The following is a 21,017-nucleotide window of genomic DNA, read 5'->3' as shown; positions in this document are numbered from 1 at the left end:
AGTGGCAACAACACGCGACTCGTTATGCCATATTCGTTCTGTTTGCACAGCCGGACTTTAGCTTCCCGAAGGGAATATAAATCTTCTACTTGATGGAGCCGGCAGACTCGCGTGGCCGACCGAGCCGGCGGCAGCCGTCGTTCCCAGCCGGGCCGCCCTCTCCCCCTATCCCACGCTGGCCGATACCGCTATGCTCCGCCCCTCGAAGCGGTCCGACATTCGTCGCGGGCCCGCAACCCCTCAAAGGCACCTTGTTCCTCGACATCGCCATCATCGTCTTCCTGACGCTTCTCAACGGCGTCCTCGCCATGTCGGAACTCGCGATTGTCTCCTCCCGCCCTGCCAGGCTGCGTGCGCTCGCCGACCGCAAGCGAGGCGCTGCGGCAGCGTTGGAATTGCTTGAAAATCCCGGCCGCTTCCTGTCCTCCGTGCAGATCGGCATCACGCTGGTCGGCGTGCTCTCCGGCGCCTTTTCGGGAGCCACGCTCGGCGCGCGTCTTGCCGGCTGGCTGCAGGCCCAAGGCTTGTCCGTCAACGCTGCCGATACGCTCGGCGTCGGCCTCGTGGTGGTGGCGATCACTTATCTGTCGCTGATCATCGGCGAACTCGTGCCCAAGCAGATCGCCTTGCGCGACCCCGAGCGGGTGGCGGCGCGCGTGGCGCCAGCCATGCGGCTCTTGTCGAAATGCGGAGCGCCGCTGGTCTGGCTGCTCGACATTTCCGGCCGGACCGTGCTGACGCTGCTCGGCCAGAACAGCAAGTCGGAGGAAAAGGTCACGGAAGAGGAAGTGCGCACCATTCTCAGGGAGGCCGAGAGCGCCGGCGTGCTCGAAACGGCCGAGCGTGACATGATCTCCGGCGTGATGCGCCTGGGGGATCGCAGCGCCCGCTCGCTGATGACGCCGCGGCGCGAAGTCGAGGTGATCGACCTCTCCGACTCCGCCAAGACGATCATGGCGCAATTGCGTGCCACCGCCCGCTCCCGCCTGCCCGTACAGGACGGCGAGGACGACAACATCATCGGCGTCGTCACCGTCAAGGACCTGTTCCAATCCCAGCTCGACGGCCGGGCCCTCAATGTACGCGATCATATCGAGGCGGCCCCCATCGTGATGGACACCAATGAGGCGCTCAGCATGCTGCCGTCGCTGCGCTCCTCCAAGGCCCACATGGCGCTGGTCTTCGACGAATACGGTCATTTCGAGGGCGTCATCACCGCCAATGACGTGCTGGAGGCCATTGCCGGCGCCTTCCAGGACGACGATGGGGACGAACCGGCCATCACCATGCGCTCGGACGGCTCCTATCTGGTATCGGGCTGGATGCAGGCCGACGAACTGGCCGAGACCCTGTCGATGCCGATCGAGCGCGGCGACTATGAAACCGCGGCCGGCTTCATCCTGGCCGAGCTCAACCGCCTGCCGCAAACGGGCGAGAGCTTCGTGCGCGACGGCTGGCGCTTCGAGGTTGTGGACCTCGATGGCAGGCGCATCGACAAGATCCTGGTGTCGAAGGAAGCCTGAGCTAGCTCAGGGCCCCCTCAGCGGGCCGAGACCGTCGCAGCCGAGGCGGCATTGGCCCATTGCGTCACCACCATGCCGCCGACGATGAGCAGGACACCGGCGAGGCGCGCCGGATTGACCGGCTTTGCCGCAAAGCCCATCAGGCCGAAATGATCGATCGCCAGCGAGGCGATCATCTGCCCGGCGATCACCGCCACCATGAAATTGGCGGCGCCGAGCCGGGGCGCCAACAGGAGCGCGGCGGTGATGTAGATCACGCCGGCAAGACCGCCCGTCCAGATCCACCACGGCCCTTTCGACGCCGCCTCGATGGTGGGGGCCGAGACACGAAAGGCCGCCATCACCGGCAGGATCACCACGATGCTCACCGCCAGCGAAACCAACGTCGCCCAGAGCGGATGGCCGAGCAGGCGGCCAAGCGTGGCATTGGCGCCGGCCTGAAACGGTACGACCGCGCCCGCCACCAAAGCCGGCAGCAGCAGAACGAGCGAGGTGGGATTGGTCATGGCAGTCTCCTTCAATCGCGGAAAAGCTATGCCATGCCGAAATCGGATGGAAATTCCGATTTCATATCCGTACTATGCACGCAATGAATAATCTTGCCGGCGTCGATCTCAACCTTCTCACCGTGCTCGAGGCTTTGCTGGCCGAGCGCCACGTCTCTCGCGCGGCCCTGCGCCTGAACAAGAGCCAGCCGGCCGTCAGCCATGCCTTGGCGCGGCTGCGCTTGCTGCTGGACGATCCCCTGCTGACGCGCCAGGGCGGCAGCCTCAAACCGACGGCGCGGGCGCTCCAGATCCAGCCCCATCTCGGCGAGGCGCTCGACCGCATGCGCGATCTGCTGGCCCCCGCCGGCTTCGATCCTTCGAGCGAGAGGCGCACCTTCCGGCTGGCGATGTCGGACTATGGCGCCGCCGTACTGCTACCCAGACTCGTACCGCTGCTGCGCACCGAAGCGCCCCACTGCGACCTCCTCGTCACCCAGGCGAGCCGGGAGGCGATGGCGGCCCAGATTCTCGATGGCGAAATCGACCTTGCCTTCGGCGTGTTTCCCGATCTCGGCGAGCGACTGGCCCATGACCTGCTCTTCGAAGACCGCTACATCTGCCTCGCCGATGCAGCGGCTCTGTCAGCCAACGACAGGCTCGATCTCGCTTCCTATCTTGCCCGCCCGCATGCCCTGGTGGCGCTGCGCGCCGATGTCGAGAATGAGATCGACCGCGCCCTTGCCATTCTCGGCCACAAGCGCCGGATCTGCCTCACCCTGCCGCATTGGGGCATGGCTCCGCGCCTGATCGCCGGCACGGACATCGTCCTCACCGTGGCACGCAGCATCCTGCCGCCGGCGATCGAGGCTGACGGCCTTCGCCTGTTCGAACCACCGTTCGCCCTGCCGGCCGTGCCGTTCACCCAGATCTGGCACCCGCGCCGCCGGGGCGATCCCGCCCATCAATGGCTGCGCCAGCGCATCGCTGGATTTTTCCGGGCGGACTGACGTAAAGGAGGCCGCCCGTTGGAGCCGGCAGCTTGGATCTGTCATCCCCGGCACGACCAAAGGCCGTGGAAAGGGGATCGAGGGGCTAACAGCGATGCGTCTGCTACTGGATGCCCTTCCCTCGTCACTGCGTGGCTCGCCAGGGATGACAACTCGGCTGTCGGCGCCCCTCTCCTCAATCCCCAAGATCGACCGGTTTGAGCGTGGGATAGAGATCGCCGGGACCGGGATTTTCGGCCGGCGAGTGGCCGCCGAGATGGGTCATCACGCCCCAGACCGCGTTGAGCGCCGTCTGCACCGCGCCCTCGACCCAGGCCGGCGTCCAGCTCACGCCGTCCCCGGCCATGAAGATGCCGCGCTGGCTCTCCGGCAGGTCCCCTTGCATGAAATGGCCGTACATGCGGTGGTTGTAGCGATAATGCCCCGGCAGCGCGCCCTTGAAGGCGCCGAGGAAGTTCTCGTCCGCCTCCCAACTCACGCAGATCGGCGAACCGATGATGTGGCTGGCGATGTCGAGCCCGGGATAGATCTTGCCGAGCGCCGAAAGGGCGAGCTCCACCCGCCGCTCGGCCGAGAGCGGCAGCACCTTCAAGGCATCCGTCATCCAGGAATAGGACAGGCAGATCACGCCCGGCCTGTCGTCGCCATTGTCGAACAGATAGGTGCCGCGGGTGATGCGGTCGGTCAGCGTCATCGACAACACGTCGCGGCCGGTGGCCGGATCCTTGTCCTTCCAGAACGGACGATCCACCATGATGAAGGTCTTGGCCGCCTGCATGTAGCGGGTGCGGTCGAGCGCCATCCACAGCTTCTGGTCGAACAGGCTCTCCTCGGCGGCGATGGAGGTGGTCAGCAGATGGCTCTGGCAGGTGACCACCACCGCCTCGTAATCCTCGCGATTGCCCCACTGGTCCGTCACCGTAAAGCCGCCCTTGCCGTTATGCGCGATCGCCTGCGCGCGCCCCCTGGTAGCGCCGGCATTGAGCCCGGCCAACGTGGTGCCGGCGGGCCAATGCGCGAGCTTCTCCGGCGCCTTGGACCAGATGCCCTGCGCCACCTGCTCGACCCCGCCGACCACATGACGCTGCTCGTCGTCGAAGGCGCCGAGATTGACGCGCAGGATCTCCAGCATCGAATTGGGGAAATCCGAATCCCAGCCGCCGGTGCCGAAGCCCACCTGCCCGAACACTTCGCGGTGGCGGAAGGAGAGCTTGCGGAAAGCCTCGGAGGACACCACGAAATCATAGAAGGTGCGCTCGTCCCAATCGCGCACGATCGGATCCCAGATCTCCTTGATGCGTTTGGCGTCGCGCGCGCGCATCGCCGCCTGCAGGGCCGAGAACTGGGCCCCTTCCTCCAGCGCCTGGTGATAGGCGTCAGCGACCTCCCGGTAGAGCGGCGGCAAATCGTCCAGCGTGCGGGCATAGAGGGTCTCGCCCTCCAGATCGATCACGGTGGAGCCGGCTGCCGGCGTGAGCGGATTGGGAAAGTCCCGCGTCTCCAGCCCGAGCAGGTCGACATAATGATAGAAGCCGCGAGAGGAGATCGGAAAGCGCATGCCGCCGAGTTCGGCGATGATGCCATCCGTGCCTTCGAAGCGCTGCGAGCGCAGCCGCCCGCCGAGCCGTGCCGATTCATAGAGAACCGGCCTGAGGCCCAGGCGCATCAGCTCATAGCCGGCTACCAGCCCGGCCGCGCCCGCCCCGATGATGGCAACACGCTTGCCATGCTTGTCGGCCGGCACCGCACCGAGCCCGGCCGGATGGGCCAGCCACGCGTCATAGGCAAACGGGAAATCCGGCCCGAAGGCGCTGATGGCATCGGAAGGGTGGTTCGGCATGGTTGTTTCCCTGCTGGCATGATGGGCGCCGGAAAGCGCACGCCATCATGCGCGAGGCAGGGGAATAGGGGAAGTGGGGTGATTTGGGGAGGGGGGTTCAAACTGCCCCTTGGTCGAAAGGCACTTCCAGAGCCAACGCGACGGCGTAAAAAAAATACCCAGCCGTCACTTTCTATGAACCGCCCCACGGTTGCGGACGGAGAGTGTGGACCATTTTCGCTGCACAACCAGATCTGGAAATTATTCCTAACCGCGCGCTAATCTTGCAATGCATCGCAATAATAATAATAGATATTAGACTTCCTAATTCAAGTATCGCAACCGAAAGGCACAGTTAAGATCCAAACTCACACGGCAACTCACGAAAAGACACTTTCAAGCCGCTATCTTCACATAATTTCTTGAATTCGCTCCTACATATTATAATATTTGGCTTCTTCAAATCCACCCCTATTTGACAATCATCGGGCATCTTCCTTGTAATAACGAAATCTTCATGTTTGAACTTTTTTAATTTAGGCCAATACTTAATCGGCTTAACATTCGTATCTATTATATCCAAAGTTTTTAAAGAAGCCGTATAAAAACCAAGCACTTCATCACCAATTATATTGGTTAAATTTTCACCACCCCACCATAAAGTAGTTTTTTTAAATTTTATGCAATTTACATTGAGCCCCCTCATAGCATCGGCAAATTTATGAGAATAAACTGAAACACAAAAAGATTTAATATAATCTATAAAATAAAAAGCGTCCGGATTAAAAGCGTCCGCGATAAAATCGCCATCATATGCCTTTCCCTCACACAAGGCCTGATCACAAGCACTTACATCTTTTGCCTCCAGATATGCAGAAGGGTGATACTTATTATGCTCTACGAGTCTATAGTACATACCACATCTACTCCTCACATTTAGCTATCTGAAGGGCGCCTGTACCCAGCATAGTTCTGGTTTCCAGCAACATTTCACGAAGAGCAAGTTGCTTACACGCCTTCCCCATGTTTCTTGTCATATTTTTTAGTACGTTCAATCTATCATCCATATATTGATTATAATCAACATGCCCACCAAAACCACGATGCTGTGCCGACCCACGCTGACCAGCAGTACCACCGCCGCTAACACTGCACGCCCTGCTTGGCAAATACATCATATTTTGCCTACTATTGATATCAAATCCTAGGCTTCGAAGAAATGGGTCATTCTGCATATGAAAAGGAATAATATGATGCCTCTGGAATTACGGTGACAGTGCATTTAATTAACTATCATTCGTCTCGTTTGTGCCTTGACTTCAGGCCCCTCTTGCCGGGACGAGGGTCTCGTCCCGTTGCTCGTGCGATCCGATCCATGAAAGCCTCGCCCCGCCAAGGGGCCTGCCGATTGTCTCGGAATTACGGTGACAGTGAATTACGGTGACAGTGCATTCTATGCCAGTCCAGTCGATCAACACCAGCTACCCTTGCTTAGGCTCAGGCCCGCGTTTCCCCGGCCTCACCTCGCGGCCGGTCAATACCGCGATGCGATCGATGAAGGCAGCATCGCCAAGAGGGCGTCCGATACTCTCCGCCCGGCGAATGCGGTTGAACATCGCCTCGTCCACATTGTCGAGCAGATCGGAGAAATCGGCGATACGCTGGCGGACCGGCGAAAGGCTGGTGATGCCGTCTTCCTGCCCGAACAGATGGGCCCGCGTGCTGGCCCAGGGCCAGTCCTGAGCCCGCTCCACTAGGCCGGCCCGCACCGGATTGAGGCTGACATAGCGCACCGCGTGCAACAGATGCGCCTCATCCATGGCAACCGCGCCATAGCGCCCCTGCCAGAAATGTCCCGTCCGTTGCTCACGCGCATGGACATGGCCGGCATAGCGACGATGGGTTGGCGCCAAGCCCCGCCGCAGGCCATCCGGATCAGGCGGCACGAGAATGAGATGCACGTGATTGGGCATCAGACACCAGGCCCACACCTCGACGCCGGCAGCCCGGCAATGATCAGCAAGACAGTCGCGGTAGAAGGCGTAATCCTCGACACCAAAGAAGGTGCGCTGCCGCCCATTGCCCCGCTGAGTGACATGATAAGGCAGACCGGGAACCACGATGCGTGCAAGCCGAGCCATCGTAGCACAATGCGGCCAGACTTAAGTGCCGTCAATAGAGTGCACTGTCACCGTAATCTAATCAATCACCTGTCCCCGCAATTCTCATACAGCATCTATTTCAATTCAGCTGGAATATGTTCTGGCCGTAAATCATACTCAGGAGGAGACTGCGCCGCAGTTGTGCTCAAACGTTTCCCTGCCCGTAACATCTGTAGTGCTTCAGGTCCCAACCACCATGACTGTATTTTTTTAAATTGTGTTTGCTTCAACAATGAAACCAATTTTCGCATTATCATTTGCGTAAAAGGAGTATTGTGAATAGTTTTTACAGATCCAGGTAGAAGAACTTTACCTTCCCAAATTCCGGCAAGCGTCATCTCAACAGAATCTTCATTAAATCCATTATAAACGCTCCATTGTTTCCTCCCAAACGTCGTCGGATCTTCGCTTATATATTCGCGAGAAATTACCTTGGAACTATTTGGCATAATAAGATACGATATAGAAGTACTTGCTGTCTCACTTGTTGCGATGCCCACATTTGATAGATCTTCACTTGATAGTGTAGGGGGATTAATAACGTCGTAATGCCCAGATCTAACAAATATTATACCAGAGCCTTTCTCCAGCGACTTGATCACTGGATATATGTCACTTTGAGTGGAAAAGAAAAGAACTTGTTTCACGGCTTTACCTTTGGCACTAAAATAAGTTGATCATTTGGAAAAGCGGCCCTAATACGTGCAGCGTTCGCCAATTCTCGTGGCGTAAGTGTAACACCATCTGCCAATGTATCAACTGTTTGCACCCTTATAGTTTGACCGTTCTTACTTGCCGTAATATCTACATAAGTTCCGCCTTTAGTACTGCCTTGAACCGCAATACTCGGAGGTGGAGGAATGTATTCCTCTGGGCCAAAACCGCCTCCCTGAACTCGATACCCTCTGGCATCGTAGCCTTTAGCGATATCAAAATTTTGTCTTCGGGTCGCCGCCGAACCCCACCTACCCCCTGGCCCATCATAGAGATAATGTCGCTGTGCAGCTGTCAATGCCTCCAAACCAAGTGGATCGACCCAGTCGCTGGGGCTATCCACATACCCTTGCGGCCTGTCACCGCCATCCAACCTGATGGGATCGGGGCTGGTATATTGGCCAGCCAGCGGGTCGTAATGTCGATGACGGTTATAAAATAACCCAGTTTCCCCGTCTTGCCATTGCCCCTGAAAACGGATTGGGCAGATGCATGCTTGAGATGCATCTTCGGCTACTGGCTTCAACACCAAATTACCGAAAGCAGGAGGAACCGTGCTGCCTTGGGGTACACAGGTATTCGCATAATCGTCGTTTGCCGCTTGAGATGCTGCAACCCTGAGCCCACGTATAAGACCCCACGCTGTGTAGCTCGCCGCCCACTGCACCTTACCGCGCTCATCCACCATCTCCCGCGGTGTGCCGAGATGATCGGTGATGATATAGAACAGCGCGTCAAGCCCCTCTTCCCAGCCGCCATCTGGCTTCTGAACTGGCTGTGGCGCTTCCTGCTTGGCCAGCGGGCGGAACGAGTTTGGCTCATAGTGCCAGCGCACGGCCCGATGCCAATAGATGGCACCGTCGAGCCGTAGGGGTGCTTCCTCAGCGATGACATCTCCATCCCAAGAATAGGCAATGCCAATGATCGGCGGCTTGTCCCTACCATCGTCCGACTGCCCCGGCAGGCCGCCCCGACGCTCAGAAGGCGGCGGCAACAGGCTGCTGGCATAGTCGGGCGTTACCTGGCCGACCGCAATCAACCCTGAAAAGCGGCCTGCATAGCTTCTTGCCTCGGCCTGGGTGAGTTCCCGCACCTTCCACACCCGCCGCCCGAACGGGTCGTAGCCATAGCGCCAGATATCGCCCTCTGGCGTAATGCACTTCACCAACCGGTCATGCCCATCCCACTCATAGCGCCAGACCTTGGGCCGGAAGCCGTTGCGCTCGACCTTGCGTTCGGTCACCCGCCCGCAGGCGTCATGGCTCAGGGCGAGCCTTTCCCCGAACGGGCCACGGGCGATCCGCACCACGCCGCCCGGCGTGTTGCTCCAGGCCGACAGCTTGCCGAGCGCCTCGCCGAAGCCGTGCAGCTTGCCGGCGCCGGCCGCCGCCGTGCCGACGAGATTGCGCGCCGCGTCATATTCGAAACGCTCGCGCAGTTCGTCGCTGGTGCCCTCGCCCGCCTTGGTCACTGCCACTTGACCATTGGCGTCGTATTCGTATGTGGTTTCGCCCCACAGCCCGTCGAGGATGGCAAGCGGCGAGTTGGCGCGGTCCCAGCGATAGCGGCGCTCGATGGCAGGGCTTGCGCTTCGGGAAGAAGCCTCCCCGAACGCCGCCTGTCGCATACGTTCGGCCGGATCACCACCACCTGTCTGCTCGATCAGCTGACCCACGGCGTCATGCCGGCTCGTCAGTTGGAAGCCGGCTGGGCTCGAGCGCCGTGTCTCCCGCCCCAGCGCATCATGCTGAAAGGAGAGCGGCGCGTGGCCATCGATGGTCAGGCCCTCGATCAGCCCCAGTGGATCGCGGCTGTAGGCAACCAAGCTTTCGCCTGGGCTGGTGACCTTGGGCGTGGAGAGCCGACGCTCGGTTCGCCGGCCCATCGCGTCGAGTTTCACCTCGACCCGGCGTCCGTTCATCGTCTCGGCGACGATGGCGCCATTCTTGTCTCGCTCATACTCGACCAAGGAGGCGCCATTCTCGGCCTTGATCACCAAGCCCCGCGCATCATACCAGAAGCGCGTCACATCCTGGGGAGCATCTTCGGGCTTGGCTTTCGGCGCGAAGGTTTCGATGCGCGTGACCCTATTGGTCTTGTCGTAGCCATAGACCAGCCGCCCGCCATCGGGCTTGATCGTCTCGATCACCCGCCCAGCGGCGTCGTGGCGGTAACGCGCCACCCGTCCGTCGAAGTCCTCTTCCTCGACCACTCGGCCGGCGACGTCGCGGTTGAGAGAATAGACCCGCCCCATCGCATTGGTCACGGTAATGAGGCGCCCTTCACTATCATAGGAAAAGGAGAGTTCGCCGCCCTTGGGATCGGTAATCGCTTCCAGCACCTCGAAAGCGCCGAAACGGTAATTCCAGCTGCGCCCTTCGCCGTCGCTCACCGAAGCAAGGGAGCCTTCCGCGTCGAAGCGGCGGCCGATACTCACGCCATCCGGCCGGGTCAGCCGGGTCGGGGTGGCAAAGCCGCCAGCACCGGCTTCGTAATCAAGCTTGGTGACCCCGCCGAGAGCATTAACGCGTTCGACAAGGCGACCGAAGACGTCATAAGCAAAGCGCGTCAGTCCGCCCTTGGCATCGCGGATCTGAGCAAGGCGGCCATAACCGTCATAGGCCCGACTTTCCTCAGTGCCATCGGCGAAGATCGTTTTGGTGAGAAGCCCGCGCTCGTTGCGCTCGAAGCGAGTCGAATGACCTTCCGCGTCCGTTTCGCAAATCACATTGGCATGATCGTCATGCTCGTACTGCTTCTTGTTGCCCTCACCATCCGCGACCATGAACAACTCGTCAGAATCGCCCCAGAAGTAGGTACTCGCTCGGCCTTCGGCGTCCAACGTCTCCTTCACCCGTCCGCGAGCATCATAGCGTGTTACCGTCTCATGCCCCAGTGGGTCAGTTGTCGAGATCCGAAAGCCATCGGCGTCATAACGGTGCACCACTATCCCGCCCAGCGCATCGATCTCCGCGGTAACATTTTCACGCGCATCATAGTCGAATCGCTGTGCCCGAGCCTCATCGCCTGCCGGCAGATAAATTGTCTGCCGGTGCTCACTGTCATAGCGAAACCGATCATCGTTCCAGATGCCGTTGGTGGCGGTATGGATAACGCGACCTTCGGCATCGTAAGTGAAGGTCGTCTCAGAACGTCGGGTTTGGTTATGCCAACGCGCAATCAGGTCCCTGCGTGCCTGCCACTCATAACGCACCGACATGCCGAATGTGCAGTCAGCCGAGACCATGCGACCCTTGTGATCATAGGCATAGCGGACAAGCGCCTGCGCCGTACCATCGGCACCGATCAGCGTTATGCCTAGCCGCCGCCCCTTGCCATCATTCTCGAAGGCAAGCGCCAAGCCATCCGGCCCCTCAACCCGGTTCAGCATTCCGGTTTCAGCATCCCGGGTGAACACCAACTCGAACCCGTTCATCTCCGCGATTTTGTCGAGCCGATAGAAGCCGTCGCCATATTGGCGGAAATGCTTCGTGAGCCGCCCGTCGCGCAACTCAAGCCGTTTTAACCAGGGCGCTTTCAGTTCCAGGTGCGGACAGGCTGAATTGACCGAGGGCAAAAAGCTGAATGGCCTCTCGAAGCCGATCCGTTTACCGTCCGCGCTATGAAACAACAGCTCACCGCGCGCCGGATTTGAAAAAATCTCGTCAAATACAGAAATTTGGCACGGCCCCAGCGGACCCATATAGCGCGTGGGTAGGCCCAGCTTCATCCCCATATAGCGCGAGCCGTCAAGAGAGAGGGTTCCGGGAATTAGAAAATCCCGCCACGTCTCCAGATATTCGCCAGTGGCGACCGAAACGGGTTCGCCCAAGAGAGGGGAGAACTTTCCCAGCATCGTTTTCGTGGCTAGCCCAAGACCTTCCCCTGCTAAGACCCCCCCATACATCCGCCCCAAATCTACAGCGCCGGTCCCCTGCGCGGCGCTTTCGTCCGCATTGAGAGCAGCTGTTTCCAGCGCATCCCCTGGGTGCGTCGCAGTATCTTTTATTGCTTTTGCTACATCACCAGGCTGAGTAAAAACATAGTAAATCCCCTTAGGAGTATCTATAAAAATTCCCTGAGCTGTCCCCTTTCCAATATCCTTCACCGTAGATCCGAACTGCGACAGAAAGGCCATTGGCGTGTCGGCCATCGTTATAGCCTCGCCACCATTTTGAATTCTATTATAATTCGCAATGGAAGGGCGTATACTTCTTGCTATTTCTTGTGAAGGATAATTATGATCATATCCGAATTTTCTGTAAAACTCTATTGTATCTACCGCTTCGTTTAAAGCCTTCTGCTTGTGCTCCAACTCTGATGGGTTATTTTCAATTCCCTCCTTCGCTTTATCGGATAATTTTCGTGAAAAAACAGTTGTTTTAGCGGTAGCATCTACTAGACACAGAGCATTTCCATTCGCATCTCTGGTAGCAATGCATTGTCCAAGAATTTGCCGCTCTCTGGCCCTGACGTTATACTTCTCCCTCAATACCTTTAGATTGCCCTCGAACGGAGATTTTTCCGTGGGCGCAGGAGTCTTGGTAGACGGAGAAGGAACAGAACCATCGTCAGCCATGGCGCACCCATGCATAAATTAATTTATACTTATCGAGATCTAGATGAAATTATAAGATCGCGAAGAACTACTCGACAAACCTACCAAATGAGGGAATCACCCTCTCTGTCTCACTCTTTTGAGGCTCCTGTGGTCCAGCGTCAGGCCGATTGATCCAGGCTTCTTGCATGTGCGCCCAGGTCGCGAACCCTTCCGAATATACGAAGGTCGAAGCGATATTTACGAGCGCGTACCCCTTATAGCCCGGGCTAACGACACCGCGCTCGGTACCTGGCTCATGCCCAGTTACACCCGGAACGGCAGTATTCAGTTGGCAATCAAACTTTCCGTTGTCACGCACCGATTTCGAATAGCGGATTGCCTTGTCGAGCGTCACCATGGAGGAATAAGCGACGGGCTTCACACCGCTCCCTATTGGTGTCAGGCACACGTCCGGCCCCTTTGATGCGATGACGTTTGAGGCGCATTTGCGCGCTGAAACCATGGCTTGACTCATGCCGCGCTCCTTTCTCTCAGACTTCTACGCAGATCAGCGGCTGAAACTGCTTTGATCACACGTTGGATAATGGCTTCTTCATGGATGTGCGGTTCGAAATTTACCCGCCATGACAGGAATACACGCCAGTCGCGCCAAGATGCGGCGGCGATATCGAGAAACACGGTATCGAGCACCATATCCTGGCGTTTCTCATGACCGTCCTCGCTGACGAGATCGACGAATATGCTTTCATTCGGTAGATTAAACGCCAAGGTCTCCCTTCCCATGGACAATCCGGTAAGTGTCACCCGCTCGCCACCTTTCAGATATGGTGTGACGATCAAATCGGGGTGCGCCGAATTGTGATAGGCAAAGTCATAATCCGCTGGCCACTTAGGCCAAATATTATCGATCCAGTTCTGATCGTAAGTTCCGCCTAGAGGATAACGTGGCTCCCAGGCAGGTGGAATCGGCCCTAGATTCTGAGGCACATAGGCCATGTAAGGCTCTATAATCGGAATCTTCGGATCTTCGATCTGCGGTGCGGGCACGTCATTTGCATGATCGGTCCATTCCCGGTCGAGTTTGCCCTGACCGATTGGATTGCACGCGTCCGTATCAAAGCATGCGGTGCCGTCATCATCCGCACCAGTAGCGATTTCGCCGCCATAGGCATATTCATACTGAAGTGGCAGTTGCGTAATCGGCTCGGGTTCAGTGAGCCGCCATTCCAGAAAATGCTCCCGGTACGCACACCAGTCGGATTTAGCCTTCTCGCGCATCTGTCCCCGCCAGATTGGCTCCCACTGTCGTGGGCCCGTGACACGTAATTGCTTGTCGAGGAGGATCTGCGCTCCATCCATGATCTTAATGCCGCAGAGCCAAGACGGCGTGGGCTTGCTACCTGGCGCGTATGCTATCGCGTTGACGATGACATCTGTGGCGGGCTTATTCGGCACCATATCCGAGGGATGCCACAGGGATGAGATATTCAAGGCACCATGCGTCAGGTCGGTGAACACCAGCGGTGCCTGCTCTTCGGCAATGAGTAACCGACCGGAGGGCGCAAGTTCATAGGTCGCTTTGACGATGATGACTCCAAAGTCGCGATTTTGATTGTCCGCACTGTAATAGCGAAAATTGGGATAAGGCGTGTGATTGACGAGCTTGGGCATGGTCATTTCTCGTGGTGGATTGCGCGTACCACACATACGGAAGGTCTGGATTTCGCGGCGACGGCAGAAAACAACGGGCAACCGAATGCATGGGTAGCTGCACATCTCTCCAAGCCACGAAAACCATTCATCATCATCTCATCTTCATCCTCTCAATTATTGTCTTGCATCGGTGTAATAAGTTGAATGTGAGTATCACCCTCAACGTATATACGTATGCCTTTGATTAGAATTGTTCCGTCAGATTTCATTAGCAATACAGATTTTGGTTCCTTCCCGTCATTTCCGCCGACTTCGACAAGAAGCTCTTCACCGACCCTTACCCGCTTGGTATGGCCGACTTTCTCCATCGACACTTGCCCCACATTCGACACCTTCGCGGTGCCGATATGCTCAGCGCTGGCCACGCCTACGTTCTTGACCTGCATCCGCCCGATGGTCTGGCTAAGCACGCCTCCTCCCAATAGCCCCCCCAGCGTACCCAGCGCCGATGTGCCAGCCGCAGCCATCGGGGCGCCGCCGGCTTGGAACAGGGCCTGGGGGGCGACATTGGCGGCAGCCTTCAGGCCTTGGTCAAAGAGGCCTGAGGCGACGCCGAGCACGTTGTTCATCAAGGAGCCGGCGATGCCCCCGGCAATGCCGCCCTGCCCACCGGCATCGGCCGGTGGCACGAAGGGCGGGGTGGAGAGGATGCCGCCATCGCTGGCACCGCCGCCTCCCCCTGCTGCCGAACCGCCGAGGCCGGATCCGCCGCCGAGACCGCCCAGCGCCGCTTGCGTCACGGCCGAGGCCGCCGCGCCGGCGGTCTTGCTTGCAGCGCTGCCCGGCTGGCTCGCGGCCGCCTGCGCGGCGATCGCCATGGCCTGCTGCAGCATGCCCGCGCTCTGGCCCATCAGCCCGGCGAGCGGGGCCAGCAAGGCAGCCGCGCCCATGCCGGTGGTGGCGCCCACCACCTGGTTGAGCCCGCCGCCGACCTGGTGGTTCATGTTGGCGCCCACGGTGAGCTGGTGCTGCTGGCCGTAGGAATGCAGCGCACTGGCATCCACCGTGTGGATCTGGTTGTTGAGCACCTTCGAGGTCATGTCCTTCTGGGCATGCAGGTGGAAGTTCTCCTGGCCCGGCGCGTCCTCGAAGGAGAACTCGTTGAACTTGGTCGGATCCTTCGACTTGTAGGTGTTGGAGCGGAAGATGCTCTTGGTCTTGTGCTCGGGCAGTTGGTAGGGCACCTGCTGGCTGGCATTGGGCACCAGCGCGGTGATGATCGGCCTGTCGGGGTCGCCGCCGAGATAGGAAACGATCGCTTCCATGCCCACGCGCGGGATGATCTGGCCGCCCCAATTGCCGCCGCCCCAGTTCTGCGCCACCCGGATCCAGCAGGTGTCGGTGCCGTCCTTCTTGGCGCGGCGGTCCCAGGGGAACCACACCTTCACCCGGCCATATTTGTCGGGATGGATCTCCTCACCCGGCGGGCCGGCGATGATGGCGATGTCGGTGCCGTCGATGCGCGGGCGCTGCGTCGAGCGGTGCGGCGTCGCCGGCACCCGGCTCGGCAGGGCCATGAAGCGGTTGGAATATTCCGGCTCGCCCTCATTCGTCTCGTAGGAGCGGTCTCGCGCCATATGCACGATCTGGAAGGTGACGTGCTCCTCATAGGCGTTGCCGGGATTGGCGACGTCATAGGGCCGGAAGAGCCGGCCGGGCTGCAGCGTGCGGATGGAGGAAGCGCCCTCGATGCGCTCGAAATCGGCCTCGGCCGCCTGCATCCTCAGCTTGGACTGGCGTTCCACCCGATCATTGGCGATGCCCTCGGAGGCACTGTCGGAACCGTAGCCGCCGACCATGGGATATTCATAGAGTTCATAGGCCTCGTTGCCCGGCAGCGACACCAAGCTCGGCGTCTCGCCGGAAGGCAGGGAACCGGGGGTGAGGAAGTTCCAGTCCCCCGCCGAGCGCTTGCCGGGCACATAGGTGAAACTGCGCTGGAATTTGGTGAGGTGGTTGCGGTCGCTCGAGCCCATGGCGAGACGCACATCCGTCTCCGGCCCGCTGGTGTAGCCCGAGACATGCGAGGCGATATGCATGACGTGCCTGGCCGCGACCGAGCCGGCCTCCCCGCCCTCATGCTCGAACCAGAAGAACAGGCCGTCCTCCTCCAGGCGGCGCAGAAGATAAGCGAGGTCCGTTTCATTGAACTGGACCGAATAATGCTGGGGCTTGGGTTCGGGGATGACGCCCGAGGTTACCGGCGCCTGCAGCTTGTGCTCGGAGAGCAAAGTGCGGGCAACGTCGAGCGAGCTCTTGTCCTGCCAGATCCGGCAGTCCGAACGCTGGCTCATCAGCCAGTGCTGGGGCCGGATCTCGAGCTGATAGGCGCGCAGGCCCCGCGTCACCGGCGGTCCCTCAACGAGGCGCACCACCAGCCCATTCCAGGTGCGCCGCTCGCCCTGGCCGAGTTCGAGGGAGACGTCGACCAGCTTGCCCACGATCTCGTTCGGCTTGATGTCGGTCTTCTTGGAGCGCACCGCGATGACGAGCGTGAACAGATCGTTCACCGCCTCGCGCATCTCCACATGTTCGGGCAGCAGCACATCCGAGCCCAAGGGCGTCTCGATGCGCAGGATGCGTTCGGCCTGGATGTAGGATGCTGAGCTGGCGTCGCCGTCCATCGAATGCAATTCCTGATCTGATGCTAGAATTCAAACCTCACGCAAGGCGGGGAGTATCGTTCTCCTGGCCTTCGAAGCGGCTATCTATGATCCAGACGAATATTCCGCGGCGAAGCGCCGAATGAAGTCGTCAGCGAGCGTCTTGAGATTGAACTGCCGCAATATTTCCAAGCGTCTCGTCTTGGTGTTGTAATAGGCGGCCGCGATGAGGTTCTCGTCGCCGTACTGGATGAACGGAACCGTCGCATTGGTATGCAGGATCACGCTCGGTGCCGGGTCTTCCCCGTAATAATCGATGAATCCGAGGGAGAGCTTCTTCTCGGCGCTGCCCAAAAAAGTGGCGCTGAAGGTGTTGTATTTCCCGACATAGGCGAGCGTTGGCGTCAATTCACCGGTTGGGCGCGTGGTGATCTGCTGGCCTGGCGTAATCCATTCCTCGAACAACTCCCTAGCCCCGGGCATGCCCGGCAATTTGCGCCCCTTGAAATAGACGTCCTCGACCTTGGCCAAAGTGATCACGTGCCGCAGGCCATGCTTGTGCTTGGTGCCGACGACCTTGATCCCCTTCACCTTCTGGCTTGGCGCGACCATGTCAAACAGAGGGCTGCTGCTATATTTTTCTTCGACAATGAGATGCTGGGGTGTGAGAGAAACCTTTCGAATACCGTCCTGGAATCCCATCGTACTCCCCTTCGCTGATGTGAAGCCTGTGTTGGTGGCGCCTCGATCGAAGATCCCGAGGCGTAAACGAACGAATTGGACGCCAGCCGATGAAGGCCGGCGTCCAGTGCGGCGCAGCTCTTAGGCGGCCTTCGTCGTGGCCAGATCGTAGGTGGCGATCGTCGGCGAGCCGTTGCTGTTGTCCTCGCCGTAGGGGGTGTACTTCACCTGCATCTTGGTGAAGTTGAGCCGGATCGTCTCGACCGGGCGGTCGCCATTCGAATCGACCGAATAATTGGCCAGCAGCGTGTTGGTCAGCGTGTATTCGATATAGGTGTTGCCGGGGCTGCCGGTGGACACCAGGTGGATCACCGCCGTCTTGCCAGTGCGGCCCGAGCAGGCTTCCTGGAACAGCCGGGTGGAGGAGGAATCGCTGACCTTGGTCAGGATCACTTCCGAAATCGTCGGCTCGGACGCTTCACGGTTGGCGGCGGAACCCGCCGAGGTGTTCATGTTGCGCGAAACATTCCAGTGAATGGCTTCGATATCCATCCACTTCTTATGCTGTTCCTGGGTGGCGTCGCCCTGGATACCATCGAGCTGCAGATAAATCGGCATACTACTTCTCTCCTGTTCGAAGTTGAATCGGCCTTGTCAGGTCAAGGCGCTCGCGCCTTTCTGGGTCGTACCGCATCCGAATGAGCCTTCTTGCCATTCGAGGCTGCTTTATCCGCCGGCCGTTTCCTCGGCCCGGCGAATTCCTTGGCGGCCGCCGCCGGCTCAGCGCCAATGCTGAAACGGCGTCCGTCAAATCCGATCTCGATCCGCGCCGCCTTGCTTCCGGCGGCGACCTGATCGAGGAAAAAGGTGGACAGATCCGGCAGAAGCTCGCGCGCGATCATCGCTTCGATGGCACGTGCGCCCATCTCGCTGGTGCCGGCGCGGGTAACCAGGGCCTCACGCGCCGCAGGCAGAAGGACAACGTCGCTGCCATAGCTCGCCGAAACGCGGCCCTGAATGCGCCCGATCTGGATGTCGACGATGCCCGACATCGCCGCCTTGTCGAGCGGCATGAAGGGCAGGATGGTGGTGCGGCCGAGGAAGGCGGGCTTGAATTGCTTTTGCAATTCGCCGAGCAGCAGCCCCTCCAGCGCCTCGCCTTCCGGCATGGTGTCGGGATCGCCAGCCAGTGTGGCCAGCAGTTCCGAGCCGGTATTGGCCGTCATCACGATGGTGGTGTTTTTGAAATCGATGTCGCGGCCTTCGCCGTCGCGCAGCGTGCCCTTGTCGAAGACCTGGTAGAAGATCTCCTGGACCCCGGGATGGGCCTTGTCGATCTCGTCCAGCAGCAGCACGCCATAAGGCCGGCGCCTGATGGCCTCCGTCAGCACGCCGCCCTCGCCATAGCCGACATAGCCGGGCGGCGAACCAAGGAGCATGGAGATCTTGTGCTCCTCCTTGAATTCCGACATGTTGATGGTGGTCAGATGCTGGCTGCCGCCATAGAGCAGGTCGGCGAGCGCCAGCGCCGTCTCGGTCTTGCCGGTGCCGGACATGCCGACGAACAGGAACACCGCCGGCGGCCGGCGCGGATCGGAAAGCCCGGCCCGGGCCGTGCGCATCGCCGAAGCGACACGACCGATGGCGCCGTCCTGGCCGATCACACGCTCCTTCAGGCGCGCTTCCAGCGTCTTGACCGTCTCGATCTGGTCGGTGAGCAGCTTGCCGATGGGTATGCCGGTCCAGCGCGCCACCAGCGAAGCGATCACCTCGCGGTCGACGGCGCGCGGCAACAGAGGCGTTTCGCCGGTAAGTTCTGCGAGGCTGTCTTCGGCGACCGCAAGCGCGGCGCGGGCGCTTTCGCGGGTACCGGGCTGCTCGGGGAAAGGCGCGACATTGCCGTCATCACCGACTGGCGACGAGGGCTCGCCTGCCTCGTCTTCGCCCGACAGGATCGCCTCCAGCCGATCGGCCTCCTCCACCAAACGCGCCTCGGCCTCGAAGCGGGCCTGAAGCCCCTCGATCTCGTCGGCGATCATCGCGAGTCGGTTATCGATCTGCCCGCGCCGTTCGAGACCTTCCGTGCTCTCCGGCTCCTTGACGAGCCAGGCGGCCTCGACTTCCAGCAATTCGCGTTCGCCCCGCAGCGATCGGATCGCCTCCGGAACGGCCTGCCGCCCCAGGGATACCGCAGCTGCGGCTGTATCGATGAGACTGATCGCCTTGTCAGGCAATTGGCGGGCTGGAATATAACGTGCGGATAATCGTACCGCCGCAGCCAGCGCTTCGTCGCGAATGCGCACCTTGTGATGGGACCGGAAGGCACCGGCCACGCCACGCAGCATGCGGATCGCGGTTTCTTCGTCAGGCTCATCGACCTTCACGGTCTGGAAGCGGCGGGTCAGAGCCGCGTCGCGCTCGATGAAGCGCTTATATTCACCCCAGGTCGTGGCGGCGATGGTGCGCAGTTCGCCGCGTGCCAGCGAGGGCTTGAGAATGTTGGCGGCATCGCCTTGTCCGGCTTGGCCGCCGGCCCCGATCAGGCTGTGCGCCTCGTCGATGAACAGGATGATCGGCACAGGCGAGGCCTTGACCGCATCCACCACGCCATGCAGCCGGCGTTCGAACTCGCCTTTCACCCCGGCCCCGGCCTGCAGCAGGCTGAGATCGAGCGACAGCAGGCGCACACCCTTCAGCATGGCCGGCACATTGCCGCCCGCAATCTCCAGGGCCAGCGCCTCGGCGATGGCCGTCTTGCCGACGCCGGCCTCGCCGACCAGAATCGGGTTGTTTTGCCGACGGCGCATCAAGACGTCGATGACCTGGCGCAGTTCACGGTCACGCCCGATCACCGGATCGATGCGACCGGAGCGGGCATCCGCCGTCATGTCCTGGGTGTAGAGACGCAGGAAATCGCTCTCGCCGGCGGCCGCCCCGGTCGGCGCTGCCACCCCAGCCAGCGCCTGATCCGCATTCCCGGTCTTGAGATCGGCAAGCGCCGCTTCGACGGCCTTGAGATCGATGTCCCGCAGGCTCGGGGCCGTGGCTCGCGCTACGATGCGAAGGCTCTGCTCGGTGGCAAGCGCCACCAGGAGATCGCCGAATTCCACGCGGCTGCGACCAAACTGCAGCGAAGCCACCAGCCACGCCTCACGGGCAAGCGTCAGCACATTCTGCGACAGAGTCAGCTGCGCCTGACCGTCCCGCGACAGGTCGGCAATGGCCATGTCGAGCTCGCGCCTGAGAGCTTCGACGCGGAGCCCTGCCTGTTCAAAACGCGCCACCAGATCGGGCGCTTGGACAAGCCCGCTCAGCCAGTGCGCGACCTCCACAGTGGGGTTCGCATTGCGTGCGGCGATGGACGCAGCTGTCTCAAGAGCGACACGTAGCTCCGGTCCCAACATCCTGACAAGTTGGTTGAGATCAATATTCGGCATCCACGAATTCCACGTAGGTTTTTCTGCTCATGCACAAGTGCGCCGTAACGTCAATTGAGTTAAGCAGGATTCCTATTTTCCGTCTATAGAGCTATTATTACAAAAGCCAAGATACCGGTACACCACTGCGAGTCTATCCCTAAATTGGTGGTACGATAGTACATGACAATTTGATGACATTCGCGTGACATGATTCATATAATTCTTCATCGATTGGAAAACTGTAAGCTAATACCATAGTCCGTCATTAATTCATCATACCGGCTGTGGCATTGACATTACTGTACCTTTGGAAACAGAATGCTTGAG

Annotated in this window: 14 protein-coding genes and 1 pseudogene; 2 read left to right on the top strand and 13 right to left on the bottom strand. The window is 59.7% G+C overall.

Translation table 11 applies throughout. The features are described from left to right. The first annotated feature begins 251 nt into the window (after positions 1–251). Entirely contained in the window at positions 252–1,523 is a 1,272-nt protein-coding gene (locus ACZYTC_RS03400; RefSeq protein ID WP_441772098.1) for a hemolysin family protein, read from the top strand. A gap of 17 nt (positions 1,524–1,540) precedes the next feature. On the opposite strand, the gene ACZYTC_RS03395 is transcribed toward ACZYTC_RS03400, so the two are convergent. Continuing rightward, entirely contained in the window at positions 1,541–2,029 is a 489-nt protein-coding gene (locus ACZYTC_RS03395) for a DMT family transporter (RefSeq protein WP_488988906.1), read from the bottom strand. A gap of 83 nt (positions 2,030–2,112) precedes the next feature. Between ACZYTC_RS03395 and ACZYTC_RS03390 the strand changes: the two genes are divergently transcribed. Then, a complete protein-coding gene (locus ACZYTC_RS03390) occupies positions 2,113–3,018 on the top strand; it encodes a LysR substrate-binding domain-containing protein (RefSeq protein WP_488988905.1) in 906 nt (301 codons plus the stop codon). Positions 3,019–3,193: 175 nt separating this feature from the next. Here the strand turns inward: ACZYTC_RS03390 and ACZYTC_RS03385 are convergent, their stop codons facing one another. The 12 genes and pseudogenes from ACZYTC_RS03385 to tssH all read right to left on the bottom strand — a co-directional run bounded on the left by ACZYTC_RS03385 (position 3,194) and on the right by tssH (position 20,708). Beyond that, on the bottom strand, positions 3,194–4,858 hold the full coding sequence (locus ACZYTC_RS03385; RefSeq protein ID WP_488988904.1) for a flavin monoamine oxidase family protein: 1,665 nt from the start codon (positions 4,856–4,858) through the stop codon (positions 3,194–3,196). Positions 4,859–5,192: 334 nt separating this feature from the next. Further along, positions 5,193–5,753 carry a hypothetical protein gene (locus ACZYTC_RS03380; protein WP_488988903.1) on the bottom strand — a complete coding sequence of 187 codons (561 nt, stop codon included), beginning with the start codon at positions 5,751–5,753 and terminating at the stop codon, positions 5,193–5,195. A gap of 7 nt (positions 5,754–5,760) precedes the next feature. Continuing rightward, positions 5,761–6,090: pseudogene (locus ACZYTC_RS03375) on the bottom strand (AHH domain-containing protein); the annotation flags it as partial. 228 nt (positions 6,091–6,318) lie between these two features. Further along, entirely contained in the window at positions 6,319–6,978 is a 660-nt protein-coding gene (locus tag ACZYTC_RS03370) for a transposase (protein WP_488988902.1), read from the bottom strand. Between the two features lie 95 nt (positions 6,979–7,073). After that, the gene (locus tag ACZYTC_RS03365) at positions 7,074–7,646 is read right to left on the bottom strand and encodes a hypothetical protein (RefSeq protein WP_488988901.1); all 573 of its coding nucleotides are present in this window, start codon (positions 7,644–7,646) and stop codon (positions 7,074–7,076) included. Further along, the gene (locus ACZYTC_RS03360) at positions 7,643–12,292 is read right to left on the bottom strand and encodes an RHS repeat-associated core domain-containing protein (RefSeq protein WP_488988900.1); all 4,650 of its coding nucleotides are present in this window, start codon (positions 12,290–12,292) and stop codon (positions 7,643–7,645) included. Before ACZYTC_RS03360 ends, ACZYTC_RS03365 begins: the two co-directional genes overlap by 4 nt. Before the next feature lie 67 nt (positions 12,293–12,359). Continuing rightward, positions 12,360–12,788 carry a PAAR-like domain-containing protein gene (locus ACZYTC_RS03355; RefSeq protein WP_488988899.1) on the bottom strand — a complete coding sequence of 143 codons (429 nt, stop codon included), beginning with the start codon at positions 12,786–12,788 and terminating at the stop codon, positions 12,360–12,362. Beyond that, positions 12,785–13,945, bottom strand: coding sequence for a DUF2169 family type VI secretion system accessory protein (locus ACZYTC_RS03350; protein ID WP_488988898.1), 1,161 nt, complete (start codon positions 13,943–13,945; stop codon positions 12,785–12,787). The genes ACZYTC_RS03355 and ACZYTC_RS03350 overlap by 4 nt, the downstream gene beginning before the upstream one ends. A gap of 152 nt (positions 13,946–14,097) precedes the next feature. Continuing rightward, complete coding sequence (tssI, locus tag ACZYTC_RS03345) at positions 14,098–16,611, bottom strand: type VI secretion system tip protein TssI/VgrG (RefSeq protein WP_488988897.1); 2,514 nt, start codon at positions 16,609–16,611, stop codon at positions 14,098–14,100. An 84-nt stretch (positions 16,612–16,695) separates the two neighbouring features. Then, positions 16,696–17,292, bottom strand: coding sequence for a hypothetical protein (locus tag ACZYTC_RS03340; RefSeq protein ID WP_488988896.1), 597 nt, complete (start codon positions 17,290–17,292; stop codon positions 16,696–16,698). 120 nt (positions 17,293–17,412) lie between these two features. Continuing rightward, positions 17,413–17,889: an Hcp family type VI secretion system effector gene (locus ACZYTC_RS03335; RefSeq protein WP_434957428.1), complete on the bottom strand. Its 477-nt coding sequence runs from the start codon at positions 17,887–17,889 to the stop codon at positions 17,413–17,415. 41 nt (positions 17,890–17,930) lie between these two features. Next, on the bottom strand, positions 17,931–20,708 hold the full coding sequence (gene tssH / locus ACZYTC_RS03330; protein WP_488988895.1) for a type VI secretion system ATPase TssH: 2,778 nt from the start codon (positions 20,706–20,708) through the stop codon (positions 17,931–17,933). Positions 20,709–21,017: the final 309 nt, after the last annotated feature.

It is taken from the genome of Labrys sp. F242 (genome assembly GCF_057813875.1).
This window is presented reverse-complemented; position numbering and strand designations above follow the sequence as displayed.